The organism is Paenibacillus chibensis (assembly GCF_004001045.1).
Taxonomy (GTDB): domain Bacteria; phylum Bacillota; class Bacilli; order Paenibacillales; family Paenibacillaceae; genus Paenibacillus_AQ; species Paenibacillus_AQ chibensis.
This window is the reverse complement of sequence record NZ_BIMK01000005.1, coordinates 243,921-256,433: the sequence shown is the minus strand read 5'-3', so window position 1 is coordinate 256,433 and position 12,513 is coordinate 243,921. Positions and strand designations below refer to the sequence as shown.

General features: G+C 38.2%; 12 protein-coding genes. 1 reads left to right on the top strand and 11 read right to left on the bottom strand.

The features are described 5' to 3' along the window. Window positions 1-454: 454 nt before the first annotated feature. Window positions 455-1,030 carry a ribosome hibernation-promoting factor, HPF/YfiA family gene (hpf, locus tag PCH05_RS06170; protein ID WP_127601479.1) on the bottom strand — a complete coding sequence of 192 codons (576 nt, stop codon included), beginning with the start codon at window positions 1,028-1,030 and terminating at the stop codon, window positions 455-457. Window positions 1,031-1,297: 267 nt separating this feature from the next. Continuing rightward, complete coding sequence (locus PCH05_RS06165) at window positions 1,298-1,495, bottom strand: cold shock domain-containing protein (RefSeq protein ID WP_018887618.1); 198 nt, start codon at window positions 1,493-1,495, stop codon at window positions 1,298-1,300. A gap of 339 nt (window positions 1,496-1,834) precedes the next feature. Between PCH05_RS06165 and PCH05_RS06160 the strand changes: the two genes are divergently transcribed. Continuing rightward, on the top strand, window positions 1,835-3,700 hold the full coding sequence (locus tag PCH05_RS06160; protein WP_127601478.1) for a glycosyltransferase family 2 protein: 1,866 nt from the start codon (window positions 1,835-1,837) through the stop codon (window positions 3,698-3,700). 76 nt (window positions 3,701-3,776) lie between these two features. On the opposite strand, the gene PCH05_RS06155 is transcribed toward PCH05_RS06160, so the two are convergent. From PCH05_RS06155 to PCH05_RS06115, 9 genes are all read right to left on the bottom strand, one after another. Next, window positions 3,777-4,535 (bottom strand): TylF/MycF/NovP-related O-methyltransferase, encoded by a 759-nt coding sequence (locus PCH05_RS06155; RefSeq protein WP_127601477.1) that lies wholly within the window; start codon window positions 4,533-4,535, stop codon window positions 3,777-3,779. A gap of 40 nt (window positions 4,536-4,575) precedes the next feature. Further along, window positions 4,576-5,469 carry a transketolase family protein gene (locus PCH05_RS06150; RefSeq protein WP_127601476.1) on the bottom strand — a complete coding sequence of 298 codons (894 nt, stop codon included), beginning with the start codon at window positions 5,467-5,469 and terminating at the stop codon, window positions 4,576-4,578. Between the two features lies 1 nt (window position 5,470). Then, on the bottom strand, window positions 5,471-6,256 hold the full coding sequence (locus PCH05_RS06145; protein WP_127601475.1) for a transketolase: 786 nt from the start codon (window positions 6,254-6,256) through the stop codon (window positions 5,471-5,473). Continuing rightward, window positions 6,249-7,133: an NAD-dependent epimerase/dehydratase family protein gene (locus tag PCH05_RS06140; protein ID WP_127601474.1), complete on the bottom strand. Its 885-nt coding sequence runs from the start codon at window positions 7,131-7,133 to the stop codon at window positions 6,249-6,251. Before PCH05_RS06140 ends, PCH05_RS06145 begins: the two co-directional genes overlap by 8 nt. Next, entirely contained in the window at window positions 7,133-8,215 is a 1,083-nt protein-coding gene (rfbG, locus tag PCH05_RS06135) for a CDP-glucose 4,6-dehydratase (RefSeq protein ID WP_127601473.1), read from the bottom strand. The genes PCH05_RS06140 and rfbG overlap by 1 nt, the downstream gene beginning before the upstream one ends. After that, window positions 8,212-9,015: a glucose-1-phosphate cytidylyltransferase gene (gene rfbF / locus PCH05_RS06130; protein ID WP_127601472.1), complete on the bottom strand. Its 804-nt coding sequence runs from the start codon at window positions 9,013-9,015 to the stop codon at window positions 8,212-8,214. The genes rfbG and rfbF overlap by 4 nt, the downstream gene beginning before the upstream one ends. A 19-nt stretch (window positions 9,016-9,034) precedes the next feature. Beyond that, on the bottom strand, window positions 9,035-10,594 hold the full coding sequence (rfbH, locus tag PCH05_RS06125) for a lipopolysaccharide biosynthesis protein RfbH (protein WP_246049379.1): 1,560 nt from the start codon (window positions 10,592-10,594) through the stop codon (window positions 9,035-9,037). A gap of 131 nt (window positions 10,595-10,725) precedes the next feature. Continuing rightward, entirely contained in the window at window positions 10,726-11,865 is a 1,140-nt protein-coding gene (locus tag PCH05_RS06120; protein WP_127601471.1) for an aminotransferase class I/II-fold pyridoxal phosphate-dependent enzyme, read from the bottom strand. A gap of 14 nt (window positions 11,866-11,879) precedes the next feature. Continuing rightward, window positions 11,880-12,512, bottom strand: coding sequence for an acetyltransferase (locus PCH05_RS06115; RefSeq protein WP_127601470.1), 633 nt, complete (start codon window positions 12,510-12,512; stop codon window positions 11,880-11,882). Window position 12,513: the final 1 nt, after the last annotated feature.

Genomic DNA, 12,513 nt, shown 5'->3' with positions numbered 1-12,513 from the left:
GGTTAACCCCTTTCACGCAAAACAAATGTTTAAATTAACTTCAAGAAATCAGGGTTATCAACAAATGAAATCGGGTGCCGGCATCCATCCTCACAGACAGGTGCTGGATGACTGGATTCGCAGGCGAACCGATTCATACAGAAACGCGGGTAATCTGCTGAATGAAAACTATCCGGATTACTTAACGATATCATCCAGACAAAATGTTATGGTTGAAGTTAATTCGTTGAAACTTACATATTAAAAGCTTGAAAATGGCGTTTGCATAAATTGTAACAGTTTGTAAGTAAAGCCGCAACCGTGCGGATGGTAAAGCATGCGCGGTTTTTCGCCGCACTATCTATATACGTAAGAAGAGCCCAATCCGTTGCAGGATATGAGCTCTTTTTTCATTCATTTTAGCCATTAATTTTTACATAATCATGAAAATTGTACCTTCAGAGTGAACCGAAGCTTAATACGAATCTGATTCCGTCTGCTCGATCAAACCGTACTTGCCGTCATTACGTTTGTAAACAACGCTCACTTCCTGAGTATCAATGTTGGAAAATACGAAGAAATTGTGCCCGACCATGTTCATTTGCAAAATGGCTTCTTCCACGTCCATCGGCTTAAACGTAAACCGTTTCGTGCGGACCACTTCGAAATCCTCATAGTCTTCTTCCGTCTTCTGTTCCGGTGGGGCGAGGCCCACTGCGGTCTCCGTGAAGAGCGTCTTCAAACTGCCTTCCTGACGGAATTTGCGGTTCAGCTTTGTTTTGTGTTTGCGGATCTGGCGTTCCAACTTGTCCACAACGGCATCAATCGATGCATACATATCATCGCTGCGGTCTTCTGCCCGGAGCATAACCCCTGGGAGCGGAATCGTCACCTCCACGGTGTGCAAACCTCGGACGACACCAAGTGTTACATATCCTTCTGAGGCAAGGGGTGCATCAAAATACTTTTCAAGTCTGCTGAGCTTCTTGTCAACATAGTCTTTCAAAGCATCAGTCACATCGATTTGTTGACCTCGAATACTAAAATTCATAGGGCACTCCTCCTTTGCAGTTCCATTATATCACAATTGTTAACGCTAAGTAAAAAGGCGTTTTTGTGTACTACGTCCACAATGAAAGCCTTTACTTTGTCTGCTTCCCGCTGAAGGGGAGGTAGGAATTTCTTAACCGTTGTGAGGGAAATGAAACAGGGGGGCTGGCTCAAGACAAAAAAAACCCTGGATTTCTCCAGGGCTCTAGCTACGTTATTCATTGTTTAACCATCGAACCGTTTATGTAGGTCGGCTTATGCCGGATGATTACAATTTGATTACGTTAGCTGCTTGTGGTCCACGTGCTCCTTCGACGATGTCGAATTCTACGTCTTGTCCTTCTTCCAAAGTCTTGAAGCCTTCGGATTGGATTGCGGAGAAGTGTACGAATACGTCGCCACCTTCAGCAGTCTCGATGAAACCGTATCCTTTTTCTGCGTTGAACCATTTAACTTTTCCTTGCATGCACAAACATTCCCTTCGTCATCAAATAAAGTGTGACTTGCGTCTACATTCCTGAATATACCACCCGAACTCGTCCATTGTCAATTGGAAAGGAAAGTGGTTTATTGGAATTTAATTACATGTATTGAGCTCTAATTGGGATTTTAAAGGCTGTAGATTCTGTCGTATAAAGAAAATTAACCTTCTCTTCAGAAAACTAAACACGAAAAGATCTTTTTCTTCTATTTAAATCGGTTACTTCCCTTTACTTTCGAATAAATAGAGAACTATAGGATAGTTTTATAGCTAGATAATTACCAATAATATATTGTATTCTTAAATAAAAGGAGAGGTTTACTGATGAATAAAGAATCGGAGATAAATCAACTTTTATTAAAAATAGATGAAATGCTTAGCAATGGATTGATCGATGATGTATATCAAGAATATATAGGACTTGTAAAAAAGTTGGATAGTCATGAGTTCGATAATTTAAATGGTCAGTTAAAAGCTAATGTATTGATTTCTTTTGCTTTTTTTCTTTTCGGTGCTTCTGAATTCGAAGAATTTTTCACTATACTTATAGCGGCTCAAAAATACGATCGCACAGCAGGAGTTAGTGAAGATGTCGAAAAGTTTCTTTTTAAAGCTTTTATAGAACCCAATATAAATCAGTTTAAATCCATTTATGAAGCCAATATAGACTTCTTAAACTCCAATAAATATTTACATAATAACCACCTAGTGGATTTTGACGAGTTACCTTTTTGGCTCCTTCCCACTGGCAATCTAGACGAATACTATTTATTTGATAAAAAAGAGAAGCTCATAATGGATAAAATTTCCTTATTTAAGTATCAAAACTTACAATCACTTCCTACTTCAGACGCTTTCTCTGATTTTCTGCTGTTAGAGGATTGGAATTGGAGCAACATCTTAACATTTACAAATCCAATTAGAACGAACAATAAGAAAACCTATATCGTTGTAAACAACCCGGAGAAATTTTTATCTTGTTTGCAAGGTGCTTTATTAGTAGATACCGTCATATCTAATGTTTTAATATTCGATAATCTTAATAACTTGAATACGTATTTCACAAACACCAACGCATTCCTCCCAAGAAATATAATTGATCTTTCGAGCAAAAACGAAGCGCCTCAATTCGCGATCAATGAAATTCATAAATCCAGAACAAGTAAAGAAAATAGAAAAGGAGATCGTCCACTCCTCAGTATTTGTATTCCTAGTTACAATAGAGGAAACCGTGCATATAACAACATAACCCGGCTTTTGAAATCTTATTATGATGAAGAAATAGAAATCATCATATCGAACAATGGAACTCAGAATGAAACAAAAATATTCTATGACCAAATTCAGAAGATCGACGATGCAAGGGTACAGTATTGGGCCTTCGAGGAAAATATGGGGTACGCCTTAAATCTTTGCAAGGTATGTGAAATGGCACGGGGAGAATTTATCTTGTTAATCAGTGATGAAGACATTCTAGATTTAAATGTTTTACCGGAAATTATGAATATACTTAGCACTTCAAAAGATACTTTGTCCATAATGAGAACATCAACTACTTCACAGTATAACTTATCTAATGGAACTGCCCCTCCAGGCAAAGAGGCGTTGTTAAATTTCATGCTCTCTTCTAATTATATGTCAGGTATAATCTATAACAATAGTCTCCTTAAGAAATATAAAGGAATCGAATACGTTAAGGAGAATTTGAACAATAGTGTATGCTTCTGGTACCCGCACATGTTTTGGGAACTGTTATTGTGTCAGTACGGAAGTATTCAAAGTACAAACCTTGTTCTTATAAATGAAGGGCAAGCAGAAAAAACAGAATGTGATGAGATGGAGATAAATGATGTCATAATACCTTATTATGCAACGATTGAGGGGAGATTAGAACAACACAAAGATTTCTCAAAGGTATTTAATGATTTGGAAATCTGTAATAGCGATCCTGAATTGCTAAGAGAAATGTATATCAAGCTTTGTGCCAAAACACTTTATCTAACGGCAGTTTCAATAAATGTATTCTATAAAAAAACTAGCCATAGCACCAATGATTTATTAGAACAGTCATATAACTTCTGCTCTAATGAGGATTTTTACAAAATAAACGTTAACCATGACGACAACCATTATCAAAACGACTTCGCCATTATCACCCAATACTACGAACAATACAAAGCCATAATATAAAGACCAAAAAGACCCTTTTGTGAAGGGTCTTTTTATCTGCGGTCCTTTATGTCCTTTATGCTTTTCCGCAAAAAAACTATAGAATAACGTATGAAATCCAAGGATCGATTGGCGATCTATTAATTTGGCATTTACCAATATCCAACATTTCTAGCATTGCTAACGTTTCACCAGGATAATTTTCGCAATTTAATTCATCGAAACAAATAATGGATCCCTTCCCCATTCTGGGTAAGAAAACCTCAAGGGCCTTCTTGGTAGGCTCATACAGATCAAAATCTAAGTATAGCAACGATACCAACAAATGTTTATTATTATTAAGATAATCTGTCGATGTTTTCATAAAATCGCCTTTAACAAGGTCTATGTTAGGGATATGTGATAAATGTCTTTCATAATTATACTTTTCAACCGATTGAAGTAAATGTTCGATACTCTCCCCCCTTAAATCTCCAACTTTAGGTTTGTGAATATCACTATTGTCCATTTCGTTTGTATCGGGAAAGCCTTCAAAGGTATCAAATCCAATAATCTTCCGATTATAATTGGTAGGTTCGAAAATATTTGCTAGCTGAGCCCATGTAAAAAGGCCGGCTCCATTAAACACACCACATTCGATGATCGCTCCATTGATATGTAGTATTTGTTTAAATATTTCATATTTTACGAGGAAACGACTTACGCTCCTTTTTGTCGCGAAGCGTGGAAATGCCTCAAGTTTATCAAAGGTTCGTAAAGGGGATAATTCAAAAGATTGTTCCGTTAATTGATACGATTCCCTATCTTTCTGAGAATGCCTTTTATCAAAGCTGCCATTCGGTACGCTGTTTCCCATCCAATCTATCTCCTTCTACTTCTATGTCGGCTAATTGTGGTTATTTTTCTTCAATACTCTTCATGATCAGTTCACTTCTAAGATAATGTTGGCTTCCTACCATATGTGTATATGTGTCTGGAATACCTATTCGTTTGAACTTAACACCTATACCACTTTCCGCGATTACTTCAGCTACAGCAGTACCTAAGCCCCCGATTACATTATGCTCTTCCAAAGTATAAATCGGAATATTTTCTGCTATTAATTCAAGAATACATTCTTTATCAAAAGGCTTTATTGTAGGCATACTTATGAGTCTTACATGTTTACCTTTTTTCGCCCATTCCTCAACCAATAATCTTCCTTGTTCAAGCATATTACTTGTAGTAATTAATACTACGTCGTTACCTTGAGTCACCTTAATAGCCTTACCAATTTCGATTGGGGTATTATCTGAATGAATATTAGGTTCACCATTTTTACCGAGCCTAATGAACATAGGCCCATTATATTTGACGCTTTGCTTTACAATTTCTCTCACTTCAACAGGATCGCCTGGACAACACACTGTCATATTCGGTAAGGATCGCATAATCGCAATATCCTCTATAGCATGGTGAGTTGTACCTGCTGGACCATAAGATAGACCAGCTCCAACACCAACCAGCCTAACATTTGTATTCATATACGCTAAATCAACCCTAACCTGTTCAAAACAACGCATCGTCACAAAAGGAATAATACTGTAAATATAAACCACCTTTCCAGACAAAGCTAATCCTGCAGCGACTCCAACTGCGTTCTGTTCAGCAATCCCCACATTTAAAAATCGGTCAGGAAACTTATCTTGAAACTCTTCTAAAATGGAATATCCCATATCAGGGGTAATTAAAAATATCCGCTCGTCTTTCTCAGCCTCTTCGATTAAAGATTGAATAAATGTAGTTCTCATCTTACATACCACCTAATTCTCTCATTGCAGTTATATACTGTTCATCGTTTGGTGATTTGTAGTGCCATTCCAATTTATCTTCCATATAAGAAACGCCTTTACCCTTAGTCGTATGAGCTATAACCGCTTTCGGACCCGTTTGTTCCAAATTAAAAATCAGTTCTAGCTCCTCCATATTATGTCCGTCAACTTCATATGTCTGCCATCCGAAGGCACTCCAACGATCTGCCATATTTTCCTGATTAATAACCTCGTTGGTTCGGCCGAAGCTTTGTAACTTGTTATAATCTATTATTACGGTAATATTATTTAATTTAAGCGTCGTCGCCAACATGACCGCTTCCCACACAGAGCCTTCATTGCATTCACCATCGCCTAACAGTACATAAATATGGCCAGGATTATTGCTTTGCTTATTAGCAATCGCCATTCCAATACCTATGGATAGACCATGGCCTAAAGAACCTGCAGAAGTTTCTATCCCAGGAACAGCTTCCATATCGAGATGGCCCGGCAGTATCCCCCCATCAATATAATATTTATCCAAATAAGCTTTCGGAAAAAAGCCTCTCTCGGCTAAAGTAGCATATAATGCTGCACTCCCATGCCCTTTACTTAATATAAATCTATCTCGATCTTTTTTTGAGGGGCGTTGTGGGTCAATATTCAAAACACTAAAATATAAGACTGTTAATATATCCACTATTGATAGACATGTCCCAACATGTGAGGATTTCGAGTAGTGTACCATGTGAATAATTGATTTTCTAATATTTTGGTTATTCATTAGATACTCCCTCGTTTAATCTCATTAATAAATTCAGCTTACTGATATCAGCCTCCCAATGTCGAGGCTCGTTTGACCGAGGTGGTGCTTCTCCCCAAATCGGTTCAATATTCTTTTTCAATTTATGCGCAAGCATGGTATAAAACTGAGCAATGGTCTGTTGTCTCCCTGAACCTATGTTTATGATATCACCAGGCTCATAATTCACATGAATGATTTTTTCGTAGACTTCGATAACTTTATTAATCTCAATAAAATCCCTAACCGAATTAGGCTTTGACAGTTTCGCTCTTTCATTGTTTTTCAACGCGTGAATAATGCAAGGATATAATCGTTTTGAATCTTCTAAATCACCGTATGGTGAGAATAGTCTTAATGTACATACATTATAATGATGAATTTGGCCCATCATCCTACAATAGTTCGTCGCTGCAAGCTTGGTTATGCCATATATATTCACCGGCTCACACAAATCGGATTCTTTCATTGGCTGATCCTTTATCCCATATTCTGAGGAGCTTCCCGTGTTAATGAATTGCTGTACTCCACAAGACCTGGCGGCGTCCAGTAAGTTAATTGTAGCGTTTAGATTCGCACTAATAATTCGATCCGTCTCTGTTTGATTCGGAAGTCCGCCGTATGCTGCAGTATGATAAATTATATCAGGCTGTATATTTCGAATTAAATTAAAAGTCTCGTTTCTATTCTCTAAATTACAATAATAAGTATTACGCGAATCAAGTAAACAGTCCTTAATCCTCCAAAAATCAGAGGTTTTTCTTGCTGTAATGTAAACTTCATTTCCATCGCGCTGAAGTAAGGCTCTAACTAAGCTTGCTCCAATAAATCCGGTTGCTCCAGTAACTAAAATTTTCATCACAGATTTTCCTCAATACAATCTTCATATTTCTTGATTTGATTAAAACTTACTTGTCTAAGGTCAGAGCCATTCTTGTATGCAATCGTCCATTCAATGGTTTGGTTTAAAGCTTCATTTAAATCCCATTTCGGAGACCAATTCAACCGCGATTTGGATTTAGAACAGTCAAGTTTTAGATAAGAAGCCTCATGTGGATTTAAACCGCCCTCTACAATGTATCCGTGATTTTCATCCCATTTATCGCACAATTTTTGCACAACCCATTCAACAGTTCTGGCATCGCCATCTTCAGGGCCAAAATTCCATGGCCCACTGTAAATAGTACCTGACTCGTATAGTTTTTCTGCTACAGACAAATACCCGCTTAATGGTTCCAATACATGTTGCCAGGGCCTGATGGAATGAGGGCTCCTGATATATATGGGCTTACTGTCCAACAAAGCTTGGATACAGTCAGGAATCAGTCTGTCTTTGGCCCAATCCCCTCCACCGATAACATTGCCTGCTCTGACAGAAGCTATCGCAACTCCATGGTTAGCGTAATCATGAATGTTAAAAAATGAATTTGTATACGCTGAAGTTATTAGTTCAGCACAAGCTTTGCTATTAGAGTATGGGTCGTGGCCACCCAATCGATCATTCTCTCGATACCCCCATACCCACTCATTGTTTTCATAGCACTTATCAGAGGTGACATTGACTACCGCTTTTACGCTTTTGGTATTCCTAACAGCCTCGAACAAGTTCACCGTGCCCATTACATTAACAGAATAGGTATCCACCGGTAACCTGTAAGAATCCCTTACTAACGGTTGAGCAGCTAAATGAATAACAATATCCGGTTGAAACAGATTCATTTCTTTTTTCAATATATCCTGGTCTCTTATGTCCCCTAACACTGATTTAGAAAGTAATTTCTCTACATTACAAAGTTCAAATAGACTAGGAGAAGTGGGAGGTTTAGTAGCATATCCTACAACTTCTGCACCCAGCAAATATAGCCACATACATAACCATGAACCTTTAAAACCAGTATGTCCGGTAACAAAAACCTTTTTTCCATACCAAAAATTGTTCATATTGTCCGCACCCTATCATTTTCATTATCCCATATTCTCCATGGTGCTTGGTTTTTCGACCATAAATTCTCAAGGTAGTTTTTATCTCTCAGCGTATCCATCGGGTGCCAAAATCCGTCATGCTTATAGGCGACCAGTTCATCATCTTTGGCAAGTTTCTCAAGCGGTTCCCTCTCAAAAAAGGTATGATCCCCTTCTATATAATCAAACACCTCAGGCTGCAAAACGAAAAACCCCCCGTTTATCCAATTGTGATCTCCTTTAGGTTTTTCCTGAAAGCCTTGTACTTCATCCTGTTCCGTGATATCCAACACACCGAATCGTCCATCAGGCTGTATTGCTGTAACTGTAGCTAATCTACCTCTTAATTTATGAAATTCAACTAGTTCTCTAATATTTACGTCGGATACTCCATCACCATACGTAAGCATGAACGGTTCATCACCAATATAAGATTGAATTCGCTTTACTCTTCCTCCTGTCATAGTATCAATTCCAGTATTGACCAAGGTTACCTTCCAAGGCTCGGCCGAATGGTTATGCGTTATATATTGATTATCATTTCTAAAATCAAATGTAATATCCGATTCATGTAAAAAATAATTGGCGAAATACTCTTTAATAACATATCCTTTATATCCTAAGCAAATGATAAAATCATTGAAACCATAGCTTGAGTAAATCTTCATAATATGCCAGAGTATAGGTCTCTGTCCGATTTCAATCATCGGTTTAGGTTTTAAATGGGATTCTTCGCTTATTCTAGTTCCGTACCCACCTGCAAGAATAACTACCTTCATTTAAACATCCCCAATTGATTTAGTTGCAAACGAACTCTCTGATTTTATGAACCATATAATCTATCATTTCGCTTGTTAGCCCAGGATAAACACCTAGTAAAAATGTATCATTCATAATCTTATCGGTATTTTTCAAGTCACCGTGAATTCGATAATTTACCCCTTCAAAAGCCGGCTGTCTAGTAAGATTGCCAGCAAACAGCATCCGAGTTTGGATCCGATTGCTTTCCAAATAATTCACAATTTCATTTCTAGTGAATCTTACGTTGTCTTGTAAGGTTAAAATAAATCCGAACCAACTTGGATCTGAATGTTCGGTAGCTTGGGGAAGAATGAAATATTGTCCTAAATCGCTTAGCCCGTCCAGCATTCGATTAAAGTTATTGACTCGGGCTTTGGTGAAACTGGGCACCTTTTTTAATTGTTCAAGCCCGATCGCTGCCTGCATATCCGTAACCCTTAAATTATATCCAATATGAGAATAGGTGTATTTATGATCGTAACCGAAAGGCAGTGTCCCCAGTTCCCATCCAAAACGTTTTTTACATGTATTGTCACAACCAGATGCACACCAACAATCCCTGCCCCAATCTCTAAAGGATTCAATTATCAGCTTTAATTGAGGATCGTTCGTATATACGGCTCCGCCTTCACCCATAGTCATATGATGAGGAGGATAAAAACTGGATGTTGCAATGTGACCGAATGTTCCAGTTAATTGATTTTTATATCGCGATCCAAGAGCATCACAATTGTCTTCAATCACCCACAAATTATATTTTTTCGCCAGTTCCATGACTTTAGATAATTCGAAAGGATTCCCCATAGTATGCGCTATCATGATGGCCTTTGTTTTCGATGTAATAGCATCTTCAATTCTTTCTGCAAAAATATTATAAGTTCCCAGCTCTACATCTATAAAAACAGGTACCGCTTTGTTTTGTACCATGGGAGCCACAGTAGTAGGAAAACCTGCTGCTACGGTAATAACCTCATCTCCAGGTTCAATTCTACGACTTCCTAGTTTCGGGGAGGTTAACGCCGAAAAGGCTAGTAGGTTTGCGGATGAGCCTGAGTTCGTTAACAATGCATACCTTACACCTATAAATTTTGCAAATTCCTTTTCGAAATTTTTGCTGAATCTTCCCGCTGTTAACCAAAAGTCCAATGAAGAATCCACCAAATTCTTCATTTCTTTCTCGTCATATACACGGCCTCCATAAGCAAGTGAAGATTTCTCCGGGTTGAATGGCTCTTTCGGATCATGAAACAATCGGTAAAATTCATCTACCTTTGATAATATTTCATTTCTTTTTACCTGTTCTAATAACTCATGATCAAGCATTCCTATTAGTTTCACATTATGGTATTCAATAAATAATTTATTCGAATATTTAAGTGAAACAGTTTGATTATTTTCCAAAGTGATTGTACAGTCCTTAGCTACAGCATTAAAATCAGCCGTAGGTTCTGCACTAAGTATCACGACGCCGTTCTGATATTCTTCAAGTACAATTCCAAATAGTTCTTTATCGATATCATTTTCTATAACTTTGATAATATCCCCATAATGATACATGTAATGTTCCCCACTTTATTTAAGAATTCCGAGATCATATTCCGATACTTATAAATTTCTCATGAGCTAGAATAGATCTGAGAGAACTCTAGATTCACTTAAATTAACTTTCCGCCCTTACTTCCTTTATTTTATTTAAGGATATCTCTTAGCCTCTTAATTACATCCAACTGTGTCTCTACTGTCATTTTTGTATCTGAAGGCAAACATAATCCTTGGTGAAATAAGCAAGCACTTACATCTTCATCATGATAATAGTAATCTGTATCTTTAAATAATGGCTGCAGATGAAGCGGTTTCCACACGGGTCTAGATTCAATGTTGTATTGATTTAAGTATCCAACAAAATCAGCATGATTAACCGCAATTTTTTGTGGATCTATCGTCATAGCAGTTAACCAACGGGTAGTTTGACCATAGGTAGCTTCAGGCATGAATTGAATTCCTTCGATGTCAGATAGCTGCTGTTTATAAATATTAAAAATTTCCCTTTTTTTGGATACCCGCGCATCAAGAACTCTGAGCTGCCCTCTCCCGATTCCTGCGAGAACATTACTCAAACGATAGTTATATCCCAACTGACTATGTTGATAATGTATTGCCTGATCTCTCGCTTGCGTTGCATAAAACCGAGCTTTTTCGAGTTTTTCAATATCGTCGGATATGAGCATTCCACCACCGGAAGTGGTAATGATTTTATTTCCATTAAACGAAAAAATGCCGAACTTGCCTAAGGTTCCGCTCTTTTTTCCTTTATATGTCGCGCCAAGTGATTCGGCAGCATCTTCTACGATAGGTACTCCATAGTAATCACATAATTTCTTTATTTCATCATAATCAGCACTTTGGCCATACAGATTGACGACGATTACAGCTTTAGGAAGATTTCCTTTAGCCGAATATTCTTTCAATGCTCTTTCAAGTGCAGCGGGCGACATATTCCAGCTTTCCGGTTCCGAATCAATAAATACAGGTGTAGCCCCTTGATAGAGAATGGGGTTGGCGCTCGCAATAAAAGTGAGGGAAGAGCAAAATACAATATCGTCTCTCTCAACTCCTAACAATATAAGTGCTAAATGAATCGCCGCCGTACCTGAACTAAGCGCAACGGCTCCCTTGCAACATACATACTCTGCCACCTCAGATTCAAAGTGATCTACATTTTCGCCCAGGGGCGCTATCCAATTCTTCTCAAAGGCATCATTAATATATTGCTGCTCGTATCCGCTCATATGGGGCGAGGATAAAAAAATCCGTTCTCGATCATACATTATTATCACTCCCTCTATTTCGTGTTGGTTTTCATTTTCCGAGCCGGGCAGCCTACTGCTACTATATTTGGAGGCAGATCCCGTACTACACAGGCACCTGCACCAACGACGGTCTTTGCTCCAATTTCAATTCCCTGAATAACGGATGCCCCAATTCCTATTTGTGCTTCACTTCCAACCTTGACATTCCCTGCTAAGTGAGCACCCGGAGATATATGAACAAAATCATGCAGAATGCATTCATGATCCACAGTACATGCCGTATTCAAAATAGCATGCTCTCCGATGACTGCGCCTGAGTTCACTACAACATTGGCCATGATCACCGATCCATCACCCATTTGAACTCCAGAACCTATAACAGCCGCAGGATGTATGGCCGTACCGAATTGAACTGAGTACGATGAGAGTTTGGTAACCAGGCTTTTTCTCAATCGATTACTGCCTATCGCTACGATATACTTTGATTCAGGAAAATTATCTAATATCCCATCCATTTGATCGGTCGTACCCAAAACTGGCACTGTTTCAATAGGAGACTCCGTGCAATAGTCATCTATAAATCCTTCAATCTCTTTTTGTTGAGCTATTAAGATGTCGAAAATGACCTTCGCATGTCCCCCTGCTCCGACTATGATATAGGACATT

Coding starts and splice junctions, on each gene's coding strand:
- hpf (WP_127601479.1), bottom strand. CDS start 1,030: ATGAATTTTAGTATTCGAGGTCAACAAATCGATGTGACTGATGCTTTG.
- PCH05_RS06165 (WP_018887618.1), bottom strand. CDS start 1,495: ATGCAAGGAAAAGTTAAATGGTTCAACGCAGAAAAAGGATACGGTTTC.
- PCH05_RS06160 (WP_127601478.1), top strand. CDS start 1,835: ATGAATAAAGAATCGGAGATAAATCAACTTTTATTAAAAATAGATGAA.
- PCH05_RS06155 (WP_127601477.1), bottom strand. CDS start 4,535: ATGGGAAACAGCGTACCGAATGGCAGCTTTGATAAAAGGCATTCTCAG.
- PCH05_RS06150 (WP_127601476.1), bottom strand. CDS start 5,469: ATGAGAACTACATTTATTCAATCTTTAATCGAAGAGGCTGAGAAAGAC.
- PCH05_RS06145 (WP_127601475.1), bottom strand. CDS start 6,256: ATGAATAACCAAAATATTAGAAAATCAATTATTCACATGGTACACTAC.
- PCH05_RS06140 (WP_127601474.1), bottom strand. CDS start 7,133: ATGAAAATTTTAGTTACTGGAGCAACCGGATTTATTGGAGCAAGCTTA.
- rfbG (WP_127601473.1), bottom strand. CDS start 8,215: ATGAACAATTTTTGGTATGGAAAAAAGGTTTTTGTTACCGGACATACT.
- rfbF (WP_127601472.1), bottom strand. CDS start 9,015: ATGAAGGTAGTTATTCTTGCAGGTGGGTACGGAACTAGAATAAGCGAA.
- rfbH (WP_246049379.1), bottom strand. CDS start 10,594: ATGTATCATTATGGGGATATTATCAAAGTTATAGAAAATGATATCGAT.
- PCH05_RS06120 (WP_127601471.1), bottom strand. CDS start 11,865: ATGTATGATCGAGAACGGATTTTTTTATCCTCGCCCCATATGAGCGGA.
- PCH05_RS06115 (WP_127601470.1), bottom strand. CDS start 12,512: ATGTCCTATATCATAGTCGGAGCAGGGGGACATGCGAAGGTCATTTTC.